This is a genomic window from Pseudomonas sp. BN515 (assembly GCF_029873155.1).
GTDB lineage: Bacteria > Pseudomonadota > Gammaproteobacteria > Pseudomonadales > Pseudomonadaceae > Metapseudomonas.
Genome location: NZ_SSOH01000039.1, coordinates 1 through 15,653 on the forward strand (window position 1 = coordinate 1; position 15,653 = coordinate 15,653).

The window sequence follows — 15,653 nt, forward strand, 5'->3', positions numbered from 1 at the left end:
AGACTCGAACTCGCGACCCCGACCTTGGCAAGGTCGTGCTCTACCAACTGAGCTATTCCCGCATACAACCTTTACAGCCCGCACTCTAGGTGCGCCCAACCCCTTATCGGGACTGGGTAAGCAAGGCCTTGGCCCTGCTTTTGAATCTGGAGCGGGAAACGAGACTCGAACTCGCGACCCCGACCTTGGCAAGGTCGTGCTCTACCAACTGAGCTATTCCCGCAATATTGGCGTCCCCTAGGGGACTCGAACCCCTGTTACCGCCGTGAAAGGGCGGTGTCCTAGGCCACTAGACGAAGGGGACGCGGCCCGGAACTTACAACAGCTTTCATGCTTTCTTCCGGCTTCTCAGCGCTGCCTGGGCATCGCGTCGAAGTGGCGCGCATTCTAGGGACGCCTCGAACACCCGTCAACCCCCTATCAAAAACTTTTTAAAATCAAAGACTTCTGCTCAAAATTTGATCCGCCTCTATGAGCGCGGAAGTCGAGCCTCTAAACTCAGCCCATTCTGACAAGAACCTCGGAGCCCTATAGATGTCGCCACTCGTGATCACCCTGTTGATCGTTGTCGGTATCGTCATCCTTATTGTCATTGGCTACGTGAACCACATGGTGGAGAACAGCAAACTGGAGAAGGCCCGACTCAAGGCCGACCTCAGTGACCGCATCCGCCGCTGCGCCGACCTTTCCGAAACCCTCCCCGGCCAGATGGTTTCCCCCGCACTCAAGCTGCTGCTGACCCGACTGCAATTGCAGCTCGGCGAACGCCTGCTGCAGGTGGACAAGAACGACAACGCCCTCAAGACCCGCCTCGGGCAACTCCGCCCGCTGGTCGGCCAGGGCGAATCCATCGCGGTGAACAATCCACCACAGAAGATCGCCAGCGAAGCCAAGGCCAAGGAAATCCGCTTCCAGCTGGAAAGCCTCCACGGCCAGATCACCCGCGCCGCCCAGGATGGCCTGCTACCGGCCAACGAGGCCAAGAGCTGGGTGAAGGACATCCGCGACATGCTGGTCCAGCTGCACGTGGAGTTCTTCACCAACCTCGGCCTGCAGGCCCTGCAGGAAAACCAGCCGCGCCAGGCTCGCCTGGCCTTCGAGCGCGGCGTCCAGTACCTGCAGAAACAGCCCGATCCCGCCCACTACCAGAATCAGCTGCAACAGCTGAAAGCCCATCTCGCGCGCGCCAACGCCCTGGTGCTGGAAAACGCCCAGCCGAGCGCTGACGAACCGAGCGAGCTGACTGAGGGTCTTAAGTCATTGGAAGACGAAGACACCTGGAAGAAGAAGAACATCTACGACTGATCCGCTCAGACGAGGACCTCCCGATGAGCCTGACCCTCTACGGCGCCCCGCTGTCTCCTTTCGTGCGCAAAGTGCGCCTCTACCTGCTGGAAAAGGGGCTGGACTACCAGCTGGAAATCGTCTCGCCCTTCAGCCAGCCGAGCTGGTTCCGCGAGCTGAGTCCCCTGGGCCGCATTCCGGCCCTGCGTGACGGCGACGTGACCCTTGCCGACTCCAGCGTGATCTGCCAGTACCTGGAAGAGAAGCACACCCAACTCGCCCCGCTTTACGGCCGTGACACCGAGGAGCGCGCACGGGTCCGCTGGCTGGAGAAGTATTGCGACTACGAAGTGGCCCCACTGGCCACCTTCGGCGTGTTCCGCAACCGGACCCTGAAGCCATCCATGGGCCAGGCCTGCGACGAAGCCATCGTCCAGGCAGCCCTGGTGGACAAGCTGCCGCCCCACTTCGACTATCTGGAGAAGGCCCTGGGTACCGCAGAGTACTTCGTCGGCGAGCGCCTGACCTTGGCAGACCTTGCCTTCGCCACCCAGATGATCAACATGGAGCACGGCGGCGAGCGCCTCGATGCCGGGCGCTGGCCGCACCTGGCAGCCCACTACGAGCGCATGACCGCGCGGGAATCGGTGCAGGCCGTGTTGCCGGGCGAACAGAAGATCCTCGCCAAGCTGGCCGGCCGCACCTGAGCCTGTCGCCACCACCAACCCATGAAAAAGCCCGGACAAGTCCGGGCTTTTTATTACCGCTCGATCAGCAGTCGGTCAGGCGCAGGTAGATCGACGCCAGCTGCTCGATGCCAGCCTGGTCCTCTGCGGTGAAGCGCGCCAGCTTGGGGCTGTCCAGGTCGAGCACACCGATCAGGCGGCCGTCCTTCACCAGCGGCACTACCAGTTCACTGTTGGACGCGCTGTCGCAGGCGATGTGGCCAGGGAAGGCGTGCACGTCTTCCACCCGCTGGGTTTCCCGGGTGCGCGCCGCTGCGCCGCAGACGCCCTTGCTGAAGGGGATACGCACGCAGGCGACCTTGCCCTGGAACGGGCCGAGCACCAGCTCCTCGTTGCGATTGAGGTAGAAGCCGGCCCAGTTCAGGTCCGCCAGCTCGTTGAATAGAAAGGCAGAGAACTGCGAGCTGTTGGCGATGAAATCGCGCTCATCGGCCAGCAGGGATTCCAGCTGGGCAGCCAGCAGCGCATAGCCGGACAGGCCCGCGCCAGTCTGTTGCAGATCGATCATTTGGAAGACTCCAGCAAAGCGAGCCCGACCCAGTGGCGGGCGAATTGATAGGCGCAACGGCCATTGCGATTACCGCGCCCCAGTGCCCAGCGGATCGCCAGTATTTCCAGCTCCTCGGTCCACCCCCATTTCAGGGCAGCCGGTTCGGCCAGCACGCCGATCCAGTGGCGCACCACGGCCAGGAAGTGGTCCTGGGTAAAGGGATAGAAGGACAACCAGAGGCCGAAGCGGTCGGACAGGGCGATCTTGTCTTCCACCGCTTCGTTGGGATGCAGTTCGCCGTCTACCATCTGCCAGTGCTCGTTGTCGCTCTGCTTCTCCGGCACTAGGTGGCGGCGGTTGGAGGTGGCGTAGAGCAGCACGTTGTCCGGGGCACGTTCCAGGGAACCATCCAGCACGCTCTTGAGCACGCGGTAGTCGCCCTCGCCCGCCTCGAAGGACAGGTCATCGCAGAACAGCACGAAGCGCTGCGGCAGGCCGGCCAGTTGCTCCACCACGCGCGGCAGGTCGGCCAGGTGGTCGCGTTCGATCTCGATCAGGCGCAGGCCGGCACCGGCATGCTCGGCCAGCAGCGCGCGAACCAGGGAAGATTTACCGGTGCCCCGGGCGCCCCAGAGCAGCGCATGGTTGGCCGGCAGCCCGTCGACGAACTGGCGGGTGTTTCCAGCCAGCTGCTCACGCTGTTTGTCGACACCGATCAGGTCGGCGAGGGACAGGTCCAGGCTGATGTCCAGCGGTTGCAGGTATCCGCTGCGACCATCGCGATGCCAGCGTGCAGCCAGGCTCTTCTTCCAGTCGATTACCGGTCGAGGTACGGGCAACAGGGGTTCGAGACGGGCCAGCACCGCATCGGCGCGCTCGAGAATCTCATACAGGCGGGAATCCACGTTCAACTCCTTCTTCAGCCGCAGCCATCAGGCGCTGCCGGCAGACGGGATAGGCTATGCTTGGCAAGCCCTCGGAACAAGGCCAAATCCCAAGCCCCATGGATATTCCGCTGACACAACGGCTGTCATTCAAGCAGGCCAGCCTCACGGTGCTGGTGGCGTTCCTCCTCGGCACCGTCCTCAGCGTCATCCAGGTAGCCAGCGACTATCTCAACGAAAACGCCTCGATCGAACGCGAGATCAAGGCGCTCCTTGAGATCGCCCACAGCCCGGCCGCGCGCATCGCCTACAACATCGACGCCGAACTGGCCCAGGAACTGGTCCTCGGCCTCTTGCGCTCGCCAGCGGTGATTCGCGCGGAGATCATCGACAACAACGGAGCGGTGCTGGCCAGCGTCAGCCGTCCGCGCACCGAAAGCGACTTCCGTATCTTCAGCGACTACCTGTTCGGTGAGCAGCGCGAGTTCGAGGACCCGCTCTATATCATCCACGCCCCCAACGAAACCCTGGGCGTCCTGCGCCTGGAAGTGGACACCTTCGCCTTCGGCAGCCACTTCCTGCGCCGCGCCATGATCACCCTGCTCAGCGGCTTCGTGCGCAGCCTGCTGCTGTCGCTGATCCTCCTGGTGCTCTTCTACAGCATGCTGACCAAGCCGCTGGTGGAGCTGATCCGCGGCCTCAGCGAGCGCGACCCGCGCGCCTCGCCAGATACCAAGCTGCCCTGCCCGCCCGGCCACGAGCAGGACGAGATCGGTGTGCTGGTGGAAGTGACGAACCGCCAGTTGGCCAGCCTGGCCACCGAAATGCAGCAGCGCCGCGAGGCGGACGAGCGCCTCAACCAGTACCTGGCCGAGCTGGAGAACATCGTGTCGGCGCGCACCGCCGAGCTGAAGGCCGCCAACAGCCGCCTCAGCCGCTACAACCAGGAACTTGAGGTGGCGCGCAGTACCGCGCTGGAAATGGCCAAGGCCCGCGCCGCCTTCCTCGCCAACATGAGCCACGAGATCCGAACGCCGCTCAACGGCCTGCTAGGCATGCTTGACCTGGCGCTGGACGGCCCGCTCAACAACGAGCAGCGACGCCAGCTGCAGATCGCCCACGACTCCGGCAGCGTGCTGGTGGAACTGCTCAACGACATCCTCGACCTGTCCAAGTTCGAAGCCGGCCAACTGGAGCTGGAGCAGATCCCCTTCGACCTTGGCACCTTGGTGGAAGACACCGCCAACCTGCTGTCGCAGAACACGGCGCCCGGCGTCGAGCTGACCTGCCTGATCGACCCGAAACTACCGTCGCTGGTGGTGGGCGACCCGACGCGGGTGCGCCAGGTGATCAGCAACCTCCTGTCCAACGCCCTCAAGTTCACCCGATTCGGCCGCGTCGACCTGCGCGCTGCTCCCAGTCCAGGCGGCGTGCTGATCACGGTTCGCGATACCGGCATCGGCATCTCAGCCGAAGCCCTGCCCAAACTGTTCCAGCCCTTCTCCCAGGGCAGCGCCGGCATCACCCGGCAATTTGGCGGCACCGGCCTTGGCCTGGCGCTGACCCGCCATCTGTGCGAGGCCATGCAGGGCCAGCTGGACGTGAAATCCCAGGAAGGTCTGGGCAGCCTGTTCAGTGCGGAATTGCCACTGGTGGAGCACAGCCCGGCGGAATCACGCGCGCCGATGCAGGGCAAGGTCATCGCCCTGTGCAGCGCCAAGAGCGGCCTGGCCGAGATGCTGGGGACCTGGTTGCCGCTGTGGGGATTGGAATTCGAACGCCGCGACGCGGGCACCGACCTCAGCGGTGCACACGCCGACCTGCTGATCAGCGACAACCCCGACTGCCTGGAAAACCTGCGTCGCACCGCCCATATGCCCATCCTGCTGGTCACCGGCTACGGCAGCTTCCTGCCGCCACCACGGGCGGCGACCCTGACACCCTTGCACCAGTTGGCCCGCCCCCTGTCGCGGGCGGCGTTGCACCAGGCCCTGCAGCGGGTACTGCTGAAACTCCCGGACGAAGCGCCAGCGGCAGCACCGGAAACCGCCGAACCTCAGCATCGCCATGCGCGGGTGCTGCTGGTGGAGGACAACGCGGTGAACCAGCTGGTGGCCAAGGGCATGCTGGCGAAACTGGGCTGCGAAGTGCTGCTGGCGACCCACGGCGCCGAAGCCCTGAGCCGCCTGGAGCAATCGGCCGTCGACCTGGTGTTGATGGACTGCAACATGCCGGTGATGGACGGCTACGAAGCGACCCGGCGCATTCGCCAGAGTGGCCGCTGGCCGGACCTGCCGATCATCGCCCTGACCGCCAATGCCCTGCCGGACGAACGCGAACGCTGCCGCGCCGCCGGCATGGACGACTACCTGGCCAAGCCGTTCCGCCGCGAGGAGCTGGTGGCCTTGCTCGACACTTGGCTGCCGGCTACTCAGGCAACCCGATGAGCTGACCCAGCAACTCGCCGAGGCGCGCGCGCAGTTCTGCCATTTCGTTGAGGTCCAGACCGCTGGCGCAGATCAGCTCATTGCGCAGCGGCATCACCTTATCCCGCAGGGCAGCGCCCTCTTCCGTCAGCGCCAGGTGCACTTCACGCTCGTCATGGGCCGCGCGCTTGCGGCGCACCAACCCGAGCTGCTCCAGGCGTTTAAGCAACGGCGTGAGGGTGCCCGAATCCAGCAGCAGGCGCTCGCCCAGGGCCTTGACCGTGGGTTGTTCCGGCGCCCGTGCGTGCCACTCCCAGAGCACCAGCATGACCAGGTACTGCGGGTAGGTCAGGCCAAGGGGCTCCAGCAGCGGCCGGTAACCACGAATCACCGCGCGGGACGCGGCGTAGAGCTTGAAACAGAGCTGGTTATCCAGCAGCAGCTCCGGCTCGATCGATGGCGTGTTCATTTCAGCAGGGCTTCGATCTCGGCGGTGATCTCTTCCGGCTTGGTGGTCGGCGCGAAGCGCTGGATGCGCTGGCCGTCCTGGCTGATCAGGAACTTGGTGAAGTTCCATTTGATGCCCTGGCTGCCCAGCAGGCCCGGTGCGCGCTTCTTCAGCTGCACGTAGAGCGGATGGGCCTGCGCGCCGTTCACGTCAATCTTCTTGAACAGCGGGAAGCTGACGCCGAAGTTCAGTTCGCAGAACTCGCTGATGGCGCCTTCGTCACCCGGTTCCTGCTTGCCGAACTGGTTGCAGGGGAAGCCCAGCACCACCAGGCCCCGCTCCTTGTATTGCTGCCAGAGCTCTTCCAGGCCCTTGTACTGCGGGGTGAAGCCGCACTTGCTCGCGGTATTGACCACCAGCAGGGCCTTGCCGCCGAAGTCCCCGAGGGTCTTCTGCTCGCCTTTGATGGTGGTGACGGGGATATCGAGGATCTTGTCGCTCATGGTCGGAACCTGTTCGGGGAATTTAGATCCAGAAAAATAGCTCTCAATTAAATTGCGTGCAATTTAATTTCTCTATAAAAAGGCCCGCCTTTTGGCGGGCCTCATCAAAAGCCGCGCGCTTAACGCGGTTCGAGCTTCAGCGACACCGAGTTGATGCAATAACGCAGACCGGTGGGACGCGGGCCGTCCGGGAAGACATGGCCCAGATGGGCATCGCAGCGGGCACAGCGCACCTCGATACGGTGCATGCCGTGGCTGAAGTCCTCGCGCTCGGCAATGACGTCCTTGCCCACCGGCTGGAAGTAACTCGGCCAGCCGCTGCCGGAATCGTACTTGGCATCGGAGTCGAACAGCGCTTCACCGCAACAAGCGCAGTGGTAGATGCCTGGCGTCTTGGTGGCGTAGTACTCGCCGGTAAAGGCACGCTCGGTGCCACCCAGACGGCAAACGTGGAACTGGGTATCGGAAAGCTCCTCACGCCAGCTTTCCAGGGGTTTCTCAAGCTTGTCCATGACAGTCCTCGGCAATGGTAAAAAAGCCCGATCCCGACCTTTTCGGGCCATCGGGCCGCACGTATCATGCGCGATTCATCAGACGCCAGTCTGGCAGTGGCGTTACAGGCTGCCAAGGCGCATCGATCCCCGTCGCCTCGCGCGACCCTTTTCACTCGGGACATCCACGCATCATGCAGGTCAGCAAATCGAACAAGCTCGCCAATGTCTGCTACGACATCCGCGGACCGGTGCTCAAGCACGCCAAACGCCTGGAAGAGGAAGGCCATCGCATCCTCAAGCTGAACATCGGCAATCCGGCGCCGTTCGGTTTCGAAGCCCCGGAGGAAATCCTCCAGGACGTGATTCGCAACCTGCCCACCGCCCAGGGCTACAGCGATTCCAAGGGCCTGTTCAGCGCGCGCAAGGCCGTGATGCAGTACTACCAGCAGAAGCAGGTGGAAGGCGTCGGCATCGAGGACATCTACCTCGGCAACGGCGTCTCCGAGCTGATCGTGATGGCCATGCAGGCCTTGCTGAACAATGGCGATGAGGTGCTGATCCCGGCACCGGACTACCCGCTGTGGACCGCCTCCGTGGCCCTGGGTGGCGGCAAGCCGGTGCATTACCTGTGCGACGAACAGGCCGGCTGGTTCCCCGACATTGCCGACATGAAGGCGAAGATCACCCCGAACACCAAGGCCCTGGTGCTGATCAACCCGAACAACCCCACTGGCGCGGTGTATTCCCGCGAAGTGCTGATGGACATCGTCGAACTGGCCCGCCAGCACAACCTGGTGCTGTTCTCCGACGAGATCTACGACAAGATCCTCTACGACGAGGCCCAGCACATCTCCACCGCCGCCCTCGCGCCGGACGTGCTCTGCCTGACCTTCAACGGCCTGTCCAAGTCCTATCGCGTGGCCGGCTTCCGTTCCGGCTGGGTGGCGATTTCCGGTCCCAAGCACAAGGCCCAGAGCTACATCGAAGGCCTGGATATCCTGGCCAACATGCGCCTGTGCGCCAACGTACCCAGCCAGCACGCGATCCAGACCGCCCTCGGCGGCTACCAGAGCATCAACGACCTGGTCCTGCCCAACGGCCGCCTGCTGGAACAGCGCAACCGCGCCTGGGAACTGCTCAATGACATCCCCGGCGTCAGCTGCGTGAAGCCCATGGGCGCGCTCTACGCCTTCCCGAAGATCGACCCGAAGGTCTGCCCGATCCACAACGACGAGAAGTTCGTCCTCGACCTGCTGCTCTCCGAAAAGTTGCTGATCGTCCAGGGCACCGCCTTCAACTGGCCGTGGCCGGACCACTTCCGCGTGGTCACCCTGCCCCGCGTCGACGACCTCGAGCAGGCCATCGGCCGCATCGGCAACTTCCTCAAGTCGTATCGCCAGTAACGGCCAATGGACCTGCAGATCGACGACTTCTACAAGGACTGCGCCACCGGCCTGCTACAGCTGTATCAGGCCTTTCCGCGGCGCATTGCGCTCTATGTGGAAGACCTGATCGGTCCGTCCGAACCGGATGAGTTCGGCCTGCCCAGCAAGCGCCACGAAAGCTGCCTGGGCGCCCTGCTCTGGCTTGCAGACGAGGGCTACCTGCGCTTCGACAGCACCATCCATTTCGAAGCGCTGGACCAGGCGACCCTCACCGAGAAGGGCTTTCTGCGGATGTCCCGCGCGCTGCCTGGCGCGCTGGCCAATCCCGAAACGCTGCCACCCAGCATCCTGCGGGTCCGCGCCAGCCTTGCGCAGCAACTGCGCGATGCCCTGCGCAATGCCGACAGCGAACGCCTCGTACGCCTGACTCGACTAATCTTCGAGAGCAGTGCCGACGTCCTGGGCGACATAGTTTGAAATAGTCCCTGGTTGAATACGCCAGGGCCGCCCCTTATATACCCCCGCATACGAAACCGCTTTCCGCCGTGAGGAGACTGTTCCAATCATGATGCGCATTCTGTTGTTCCTGGCCACAAACCTTGCAGTCCTGGTGATTGCCAGCATCACCCTGAAGCTGCTGGGCGTAGACCGGTTCACCGGCCAGAACTACGGCAGCCTGCTGGTCTACTGCGCCGTGTTCGGCTTCGCCGGCTCGCTGATCTCGCTGTTCATCTCCAAGTGGATGGCGAAGATGAGTACCGGCACCGAGATCATCACCCAGCCCCGCACCCGCCATGAGCAGTGGCTGCTGCAGACCGTCGAGCAACTGTCCCGCGAAGCCGGCATCAAGATGCCGGAAGTGGGCATCTTCCCAGCCTACGAAGCGAACGCCTTCGCCACCGGCTGGAACAAGAACGATGCACTGGTGGCCGTGAGCCAGGGCCTGCTGGAGCGCTTCTCCCCCGATGAAGTGAAAGCCGTACTGGCCCACGAGATCGGCCACGTGGCCAACGGCGACATGGTCACCCTGTCGCTGATCCAGGGCGTGGTGAACACCTTCGTGATGTTCTTCGCGCGCATCTTCGGCAACTTCGTCGACAAGGTGATCCTGAAGAACGAAGAAGGCCCCGGCATCGGCTACTTCGTCGCGACCATCTTCGCTGAACTGGTCCTGGGCATCCTCGCCAGCATCATCGTCATGTGGTTCTCGCGCCGCCGCGAGTACCGCGCCGACGAGGCCGGCGCCAGCCTGGCCGGCACCAACGCCATGATCGGCGCCCTGCAGCGCCTGCGTGCCGAGCAAGGCGTACCGGTGCAGATGCCCGACAGCCTGACCGCCTTCGGCATCAACGGCGGCCTGAAGCACGGCCTCGCCGGCCTGCTGATGAGCCATCCGCCGCTGGAAGACCGCATCGAGGCCCTGCGCCGCCGCGGCTGAAACGAATCACACTGACTTGGGCGGCCAATTGGCCGCCCTTTTTTGCCTGCTCCGATCGTAGGTTGTGGCTGAGCTCCGCGAAGCCCAACAATTCGTCGCTATCTACGACTCAGGCGGAACACCGGCTCGTGCAGGCTATCCAGCCCGCGAGAGGCGAACTTCCAGTTCTTTTCCAGCACGTCGTTGCGCTCCAGCAGCTCGACTTCCCAGCCGGCCTCCAGGTGACGGCGCACTTCGGATTCGGGCACCGAGAACGGCGGCCCTTCCAGGCGCGCCTGCTCGTACTCCAGCGTGACCATCAGCCCATCACAACGCGCAGGCAGGATGCGTTGCAGATGAGCCACATACTCATCACGCATGGCGGGCGGCAACGCGATCAAGGCCGCGCGATCGTAAAGCCCGTGACACCCGGCGACATCCGCTGCGGTGACGGCGAAGAAGTCGCCCTGAAGAATCTCGATGGCACCCGCGCTGTAGCGACGCAGGGCACCCTGTTGCGACACCTCGGGCTTCAGCCCCTGCTCGGCGAAGAAATCCTCCACTGCACGCTCGGCCAGTTCAACGCCGAGCACCCTGTAGCCCTGCCCGGCCAGCCACACCAGATCCAGTGTCTTGCCGCAGAGTGGCACCAGCACCTGGCAACCCCGTGCCAGCCCGAGCTGCGGCCAGTAGCGTTCGAGGTAAGGATTGACCTCGCGCAGGTGGAAGCCGATCTGATTCTCCGCCCAACGTGCCTGCCAGAACTGCTCGTCCATGACGCCTCCACAAATTCGATCAAATAGCTCAAATAATTATGCTGGAAATCGATATATCCAGCCCGGATGATGCCGGAATCCTACCGGAGGAATTCCGAAATGCTACCCAGCCTCTACATCTCCCACGGCTCTCCCATGCTCGCCCTGGAGCCCGGTGAAAGCGGTCCGGCGCTCAAGACCCTGGCCGACTCCCTGCCGCGTCCCAAGGCGATCCTGGTGGTTTCCGCCCACTGGGAGAGCAATCAGCTGCTGCTCAGCGGCAGCCCGCATCCGGAAACCTGGCACGACTTCTACGGCTTCCCGCCGCCGCTCTACGCCGTGCAATACCCGGCACCCGGCGCACCACAGCTGGCCGAGGAAATCGCAGCCCTGCTGACCGAAGCCGGCTTTCCTGCCGGGGTCGACCCGGAACGCCCATTCGACCATGGTACCTGGGTGCCGTTGACGCTGATGTACCCCGAGGCCGATATCCCGGTGGTCCAGCTGTCGCTACCCAGTCGCCTGGGCCCAGCATTCCAGACCCGCATCGGCCAGGCCCTGGCGAGCCTGCGGGAACGCGGCATCCTGCTGATCGGTTCGGGCAGCATCACCCACAACCTGGGCGAACTGAACTGGCGCGCCGGTCCCGACGTGGTCACCCCCTGGGCCAAGGAATTCCGCGACTGGATGGTGGAACACCTCGAAGCCAACGACGAAGCCGCCCTGCACGACTACCGCAGCCTCGCGCCCCACGCCGCGCGCAACCATCCACGGGACGAGCATCTGCTCCCGCTCTACTTCGCCCGCGGTGCCGGCAGCCGCTTTGGCCTGGTGCACAGCGGCTTCACCCTGGGGGCGCTGGGGATGGATATCTATCGATTTGACTGAGCAGCGATGCTCTTGTAGGGGAGAATTCATTCGCCATTCAGACCGCAGGGCTGCCTTGCCAAGCCGAAGGGGGCAACTACGTCGCCCTTGGCGAATGAATTCGCCCCTACAATGAATCGATACCCCGAACGACACCCACAAAAAAGCCCCGCAATTGCGGGGCTTTTTCGTTTTACAGCATCGCGCTTCAGTCTTCGCGGTAGCGGCGAAGCTTGAGCTGTTTGCCGGCCACACGAGTGTCCTTGAGCTTGCCCAGCAGGCGGTCGAGGCCTTCTTCCGGCAGCTCGATCAGGCTGAAGGTTTCGCGAATCTGGATACGACCGATGGCCTCACGGGCGATGCCGCCCTCGTTGAGGATGGCGCCCAGCAGGTTCTTCGCGGCGATACCGTCGCGGGTACCCAGCGCGGTACGGCAGCGTACACGGCCTTCGCCCAGCGGCATCGGCGCACGACGCTCGCGGTATTCACCACGCTCGCCACGGTCAGCACCATCACGCTCGCGGCGCTCGCGCGGCTGGAAGCTGGGCACCAGGGGCTGTTCGCGCTCCACGTCCGCCAGGTTCAGGGCCTGGCCGTTGGTGGCGCGCTGCAGCAGCGCGGCAGCCAGGGCATGCGGGGTGCAACCGATATCGGCCACCAGACGATCCAGCAGATCGCCGTACTTTGCATCGGCCTCGGCCACCAGCGGGGTGAGGCTGGTGTTCAGTTTCTTGATGCGCGCGTCCAGCACTTGCTGGGCGTTGGGCAGGCGCACTTCAGCGACCTTCTGACCGGTCACACGCTCGATCACCTGCAGCATGCGGCGCTCACGCGGGGTTACCAGCAGCAGCGCACGACCATCGCGACCGGCACGGCCAGTACGGCCGATACGGTGCACGTAGGATTCCGGATCGTAGGGCATGTCCACGTTGAACACGTGGGTGATACGCGGTACGTCGATACCGCGAGCAGCAACGTCGGTGGCGACCACGATGTCCAGACGGCCGTCCTTCAGCGACTCGATCACGCGCTCACGCTGGTTCTGGGCGATGTCGCCGTTCAGCGCAGCGGCCTTGTAGCCCTTGGCTTCCAGGGCGCTGGCGAGGTCCAGGGTGGCCTGCTTGGTACGCACGAAGGCGATCAGCGCGTCGAATTCCTCGACTTCCAGCAGACGCAGGACAGCCGGGGTCTTCTGGTCGGCGTGGACCATCAGGTGGGCCTGCTCGATGCGCGCCACGGTCTGGGTCTTGGCAGCGATCTTGACGTGCTGCGGGTTACGCAGGTGACGCTCGGCGATCGAGCGGATCGACGGCGGCAGGGTAGCGGAGAACAGCACGCTCTGGCGGCTTTCCGGGAGGGCTTCGAAGATCACTTCGAGGTCGTCCATGAAACCGAGCTTGAGCATTTCGTCCGCTTCGTCCAGCACCAGCTGCTGCACGGTGGCGAGCATCTTGTCATCGCGACGCAGGTGGTCGCACAGACGGCCGGGGGTCGCCACGATCACCTGGGCGCCCTGGCGCAGGGCCTTGAGCTGCGGACCCATGGGCGCGCCGCCGTATACGGCGACCACGTTCAGGCCCGGCATCTGCTTGGCGTAGGTTTCGAAAGCGGTAGCAACTTGCAGTGCGAGCTCGCGGGTCGGTGCCAGGATCAGCGCCTGCGGCTCTCGTTTGGCCGGATCGATGCGCGACAGGATCGGCAGCGCGAAGGCTGCAGTCTTGCCGGTACCGGTCTGGGCCTGGCCAATCATGTCGTGACCGGCAAGGATTACCGGAATCGACTGGGCCTGGATGGGGGACGGCTCTTCATAGCCGACCGCAGTGATTGCGGCCAGTACATTGGGATGAATGCCGAGCGCGGCAAAAGTGCCGATTTCCTGGGTCATGGGTCTGCCTCATGTGCATCCGCAAAGACCCTTGTTCCATAGCTGCACATGCCGTGAAGGACCTTGTGGGTCGCCCTGGCAGCCTGGTAGAGAATTTGCGTGATCGCTTTATTGGGAATGGATGAAACGTCAAGGGTAGCCCGCAGCGCGGACTTGCAGCCGAAGGCAAAGTGCCTCGGGAAAAAACGCAGTACTTGAACGGAGCCGTCAATTGGCCGGCGCGCATCATACAGGAAAAATCTTGCACGCGTGCAGCTTTTTCGGCACCCCAGCTTCCTCTCCGCCAGACGGCGCGCGGCAATGGACAAGCCCATTGCGCGGGTCTATATCCCACCTGCCCTCCTGTCATTCCCACGAAGGAAAGCCATCCATGTCCACCAGTTCCGCCGGCCGCGTCAGTCGTGAAAAGCGCGGCCACATCATGCTGATCGGCCTTGACCGCACGACCAAGCGCAATGCCTTCGACCAGGCGATGCTGGACGATCTGGTCCTGGCATTGGGCGAGTACGAACGGGACGACAATGCGCGCTGCGCGCTGGTCTTCGCCCATGGCGAGCACTTCACCGCCGGGCTCGACCTGGCCAGCGTCGGGGAGACCTTCAAGCAGGGCTGGAAGATGCCGGCCGGCTCCGTGGACCCCTGGGGCACCTTCGGCGGCCCGCGTCCGACCAAGCCGCTGATGGTCGCCGTGCAGGGCTACTGCTACACCATCGGCATCGAACTCATGCTGGCGGCGGACATCAACCTATGCGCCAGTACCACCCGATTCGCACAGCTGGAAGTGCAGCGCGGCATTTTCCCCTTCGGTGGCGCCACACTGCGCTTGCACCAGATCGCCGGCTGGGGCAATGCCATGCGCTGGCTGCTCACGGGGGATGAGTTCGACGCGCACGAAGCCTATCGCCTGGGGCTGGTCCAGGAAGTGTTGCCGCCCGAAGACCTGCTACCCCGCGCCATCTGGCTGGCGGAACGGGTAGCCGCCCAGGCGCCACTGGGAGTCCGCGCCACGCTGGCCTCTGCGCGCCAGACCCTCGACGAAGGCGAAAAGGCCGCGGCTGCCGCCCTGCCAGCCGAGGCCAAGCGCCTGCTGGAGTCCGAGGATGCCAAGGAAGGGCTGCGGGCCATGCTGGAACGGCGCGACGGGCACTTCAAAGGGAAATGACCGGCCACCAAGGCCCCCGGCACCTGGCTGAACACCGCGCGACGCCCAATCACTCCCATCGACGGGGCTGCTTCGCAGCCCTTGGCGAATGAATTCGCCCCTACAGAAAAGCCGGATAGCTCCTGCTCGCTAACTCGCCGGCCGCACCACATCCAGCAGCGATTGCAGCGAATAGCCAAGCGCGGGAGCCAGTGCGTCGGCCCTGGCCTTGAGCGCGCCGAGGTCCAGTGTCTGTTCGAGGTCAGCCGGCACGAAGAGCACCACATTGCCCTCCTTCACCGGGCACTCCCAGTAATGGCGGTGGAATAGCCCGCGCAGCAGGGCCGCGCCAAGGGGCTTGCCGTCGTCCGCCGCCCACTGGTTGATCACCAGCCAACCGCCAGGGCTGAGGCGCTTCTGGCAGGCTCCGAGGAAGTTCCAGGCCAGGTGACCGACACCCGGCCCCTGATCGGTATAGAGATCGACGAAGATCAGGTCCGCAGGCTCGGCGCTGTCGAGCAGCTCCAGGGCATCGCCGATGCGCACGTACAGGCGTGGGTCATCGGTCAGCCCCAGGTACTCCATGGCCAGTCGCGGCACATCGGGGCGCAGCTCGATCACTTCCACGTCGTCCAGCGGCAGGAACTTCAGGCACGCCTGGGTCAGGGTGCCGGCGCCCAGACCGAGGAACAACGCGCTTTCCGGCGCCTCGTGGCACAACGCGCCCAGCAGCATGGCGCGGGTGTAGTCGTATTCCAGCCAGGCCGGATCGGCCACGAAGACACAGCTTTGCTCCACCGCCTCGCCGAATTCGAGGATGCGATAGGGGCCGACTTCGTAGACGCGGATCACGCCGAAATCATCATGCACTTCCGCGAGCAGGCGCTCCTCGGACATCAAGTCATCACTCCTTAAAGGCCGGCGCTGA

The 15,653-nt window shown here is 64.0% G+C and carries 16 protein-coding genes and 2 tRNA genes; 8 read left to right on the plus strand and 10 right to left on the minus strand.

Features of this window, described 5'->3' with window-relative positions; genetic code table 11:
• Positions 1-147 precede the first annotated feature (147 nt).
• Both E8E91_RS10160 and E8E91_RS10165 read right to left on the minus strand, forming a co-directional pair.
• A tRNA-Gly gene (locus E8E91_RS10160) sits at positions 148-223 on the minus strand.
• A 5-nt stretch (positions 224-228) separates the two neighbouring features.
• A tRNA-Glu gene (locus tag E8E91_RS10165) sits at positions 229-304 on the minus strand.
• A gap of 230 nt (positions 305-534) precedes the next feature.
• Between E8E91_RS10165 and E8E91_RS10170 the strand changes: the two genes are divergently transcribed.
• Both E8E91_RS10170 and E8E91_RS10175 read left to right on the plus strand, forming a co-directional pair.
• Positions 535-1,305: a hypothetical protein gene (locus E8E91_RS10170; protein WP_280375642.1), complete on the plus strand. Its 771-nt coding sequence runs from the start codon at positions 535-537 to the stop codon at positions 1,303-1,305.
• Between the two features lie 23 nt (positions 1,306-1,328).
• Positions 1,329-1,991: a glutathione S-transferase family protein gene (locus tag E8E91_RS10175; RefSeq protein WP_280375643.1), complete on the plus strand. Its 663-nt coding sequence runs from the start codon at positions 1,329-1,331 to the stop codon at positions 1,989-1,991.
• Positions 1,992-2,055: 64 nt separating this feature from the next.
• On the opposite strand, the gene E8E91_RS10180 is transcribed toward E8E91_RS10175, so the two are convergent.
• A complete protein-coding gene (locus E8E91_RS10180; RefSeq protein ID WP_280375644.1) occupies positions 2,056-2,538 on the minus strand; it encodes a GAF domain-containing protein in 483 nt (160 codons plus the stop codon).
• Positions 2,535-3,425 carry an ATP-binding protein gene (locus tag E8E91_RS10185; RefSeq protein ID WP_280375645.1) on the minus strand — a complete coding sequence of 297 codons (891 nt, stop codon included), beginning with the start codon at positions 3,423-3,425 and terminating at the stop codon, positions 2,535-2,537. Before E8E91_RS10185 ends, E8E91_RS10180 begins: the two co-directional genes overlap by 4 nt.
• Before the next feature lie 98 nt (positions 3,426-3,523).
• Between E8E91_RS10185 and E8E91_RS10190 the strand changes: the two genes are divergently transcribed.
• Positions 3,524-5,851: a response regulator gene (locus tag E8E91_RS10190; protein ID WP_280375646.1), complete on the plus strand. Its 2,328-nt coding sequence runs from the start codon at positions 3,524-3,526 to the stop codon at positions 5,849-5,851.
• Here E8E91_RS10190 and E8E91_RS10195 read toward each other — a convergent pair.
• From E8E91_RS10195 to msrB, 3 genes are all read right to left on the minus strand, one after another.
• A complete protein-coding gene (locus tag E8E91_RS10195; RefSeq protein ID WP_280375647.1) occupies positions 5,832-6,299 on the minus strand; it encodes a MarR family transcriptional regulator in 468 nt (155 codons plus the stop codon). The two genes, E8E91_RS10190 and E8E91_RS10195, sit on opposite strands and share 20 nt — an antisense overlap.
• The gene (locus E8E91_RS10200) at positions 6,296-6,781 is read right to left on the minus strand and encodes a glutathione peroxidase (protein WP_280366515.1); all 486 of its coding nucleotides are present in this window, start codon (positions 6,779-6,781) and stop codon (positions 6,296-6,298) included. The genes E8E91_RS10195 and E8E91_RS10200 overlap by 4 nt, the downstream gene beginning before the upstream one ends.
• Positions 6,782-6,900: 119 nt before the next feature.
• The gene (gene msrB, locus E8E91_RS10205) at positions 6,901-7,293 is read right to left on the minus strand and encodes a peptide-methionine (R)-S-oxide reductase MsrB (protein WP_280366513.1); all 393 of its coding nucleotides are present in this window, start codon (positions 7,291-7,293) and stop codon (positions 6,901-6,903) included.
• Positions 7,294-7,466: 173 nt separating this feature from the next.
• Between msrB and E8E91_RS10210 the strand changes: the two genes are divergently transcribed.
• From E8E91_RS10210 to htpX, 3 genes are all read left to right on the plus strand, one after another.
• On the plus strand, positions 7,467-8,678 hold the full coding sequence (locus E8E91_RS10210) for a pyridoxal phosphate-dependent aminotransferase (RefSeq protein ID WP_280375648.1): 1,212 nt from the start codon (positions 7,467-7,469) through the stop codon (positions 8,676-8,678).
• Positions 8,679-8,684: 6 nt separating this feature from the next.
• The gene (locus tag E8E91_RS10215; RefSeq protein ID WP_280375649.1) at positions 8,685-9,137 is read left to right on the plus strand and encodes a hypothetical protein; all 453 of its coding nucleotides are present in this window, start codon (positions 8,685-8,687) and stop codon (positions 9,135-9,137) included.
• 88 nt (positions 9,138-9,225) lie between these two features.
• On the plus strand, positions 9,226-10,098 hold the full coding sequence (htpX, locus tag E8E91_RS10220; RefSeq protein WP_280375650.1) for a protease HtpX: 873 nt from the start codon (positions 9,226-9,228) through the stop codon (positions 10,096-10,098).
• Between the two features lie 98 nt (positions 10,099-10,196).
• On the opposite strand, the gene E8E91_RS10225 is transcribed toward htpX, so the two are convergent.
• Positions 10,197-10,853: a thiopurine S-methyltransferase gene (locus tag E8E91_RS10225; protein ID WP_280375651.1), complete on the minus strand. Its 657-nt coding sequence runs from the start codon at positions 10,851-10,853 to the stop codon at positions 10,197-10,199.
• Between the two features lie 99 nt (positions 10,854-10,952).
• On the opposite strand from E8E91_RS10225, the gene E8E91_RS10230 reads away from it, so the two are divergent.
• Positions 10,953-11,720, plus strand: coding sequence for a class III extradiol ring-cleavage dioxygenase (locus tag E8E91_RS10230; protein ID WP_280375652.1), 768 nt, complete (start codon positions 10,953-10,955; stop codon positions 11,718-11,720).
• Positions 11,721-11,907: 187 nt separating this feature from the next.
• Here the strand turns inward: E8E91_RS10230 and E8E91_RS10235 are convergent, their stop codons facing one another.
• Positions 11,908-13,584, minus strand: coding sequence for a DEAD/DEAH box helicase (locus tag E8E91_RS10235; protein WP_280375653.1), 1,677 nt, complete (start codon positions 13,582-13,584; stop codon positions 11,908-11,910).
• Between the two features lie 370 nt (positions 13,585-13,954).
• Here E8E91_RS10235 and E8E91_RS10240 point away from each other — a divergent pair, with 370 nt between their 5' ends.
• A complete protein-coding gene (locus tag E8E91_RS10240) occupies positions 13,955-14,746 on the plus strand; it encodes a crotonase/enoyl-CoA hydratase family protein (RefSeq protein ID WP_280375654.1) in 792 nt (263 codons plus the stop codon).
• A 129-nt stretch (positions 14,747-14,875) separates the two neighbouring features.
• On the opposite strand, the gene E8E91_RS10245 is transcribed toward E8E91_RS10240, so the two are convergent.
• Positions 14,876-15,622, minus strand: coding sequence for a spermidine synthase (locus tag E8E91_RS10245; protein WP_280375655.1), 747 nt, complete (start codon positions 15,620-15,622; stop codon positions 14,876-14,878).
• Between the last annotated feature and the right edge of the window lie 31 nt (positions 15,623-15,653).

Excerpts from the sequence above, each read along its gene's own strand:
- E8E91_RS10170 (WP_280375642.1), top strand. The coding sequence starts at position 535 with ATGTCGCCACTCGTGATCACCCTGTTGATCGTTGTCGGTATCGTCATC.
- E8E91_RS10175 (WP_280375643.1), top strand. The coding sequence starts at position 1,329 with ATGAGCCTGACCCTCTACGGCGCCCCGCTGTCTCCTTTCGTGCGCAAA.
- E8E91_RS10180 (WP_280375644.1), bottom strand. The coding sequence starts at position 2,538 with ATGATCGATCTGCAACAGACTGGCGCGGGCCTGTCCGGCTATGCGCTG.
- E8E91_RS10190 (WP_280375646.1), top strand. The coding sequence starts at position 3,524 with ATGGATATTCCGCTGACACAACGGCTGTCATTCAAGCAGGCCAGCCTC.
- E8E91_RS10195 (WP_280375647.1), bottom strand. The coding sequence starts at position 6,299 with ATGAACACGCCATCGATCGAGCCGGAGCTGCTGCTGGATAACCAGCTC.
- E8E91_RS10200 (WP_280366515.1), bottom strand. The coding sequence starts at position 6,781 with ATGAGCGACAAGATCCTCGATATCCCCGTCACCACCATCAAAGGCGAG.
- msrB (WP_280366513.1), bottom strand. The coding sequence starts at position 7,293 with ATGGACAAGCTTGAGAAACCCCTGGAAAGCTGGCGTGAGGAGCTTTCC.
- E8E91_RS10210 (WP_280375648.1), top strand. The coding sequence starts at position 7,467 with ATGCAGGTCAGCAAATCGAACAAGCTCGCCAATGTCTGCTACGACATC.
- E8E91_RS10215 (WP_280375649.1), top strand. The coding sequence starts at position 8,685 with ATGGACCTGCAGATCGACGACTTCTACAAGGACTGCGCCACCGGCCTG.
- htpX (WP_280375650.1), top strand. The coding sequence starts at position 9,226 with ATGATGCGCATTCTGTTGTTCCTGGCCACAAACCTTGCAGTCCTGGTG.
- E8E91_RS10225 (WP_280375651.1), bottom strand. The coding sequence starts at position 10,853 with ATGGACGAGCAGTTCTGGCAGGCACGTTGGGCGGAGAATCAGATCGGC.
- E8E91_RS10230 (WP_280375652.1), top strand. The coding sequence starts at position 10,953 with ATGCTACCCAGCCTCTACATCTCCCACGGCTCTCCCATGCTCGCCCTG.
- E8E91_RS10235 (WP_280375653.1), bottom strand. The coding sequence starts at position 13,584 with ATGACCCAGGAAATCGGCACTTTTGCCGCGCTCGGCATTCATCCCAAT.
- E8E91_RS10240 (WP_280375654.1), top strand. The coding sequence starts at position 13,955 with ATGTCCACCAGTTCCGCCGGCCGCGTCAGTCGTGAAAAGCGCGGCCAC.
- E8E91_RS10245 (WP_280375655.1), bottom strand. The coding sequence starts at position 15,622 with ATGTCCGAGGAGCGCCTGCTCGCGGAAGTGCATGATGATTTCGGCGTG.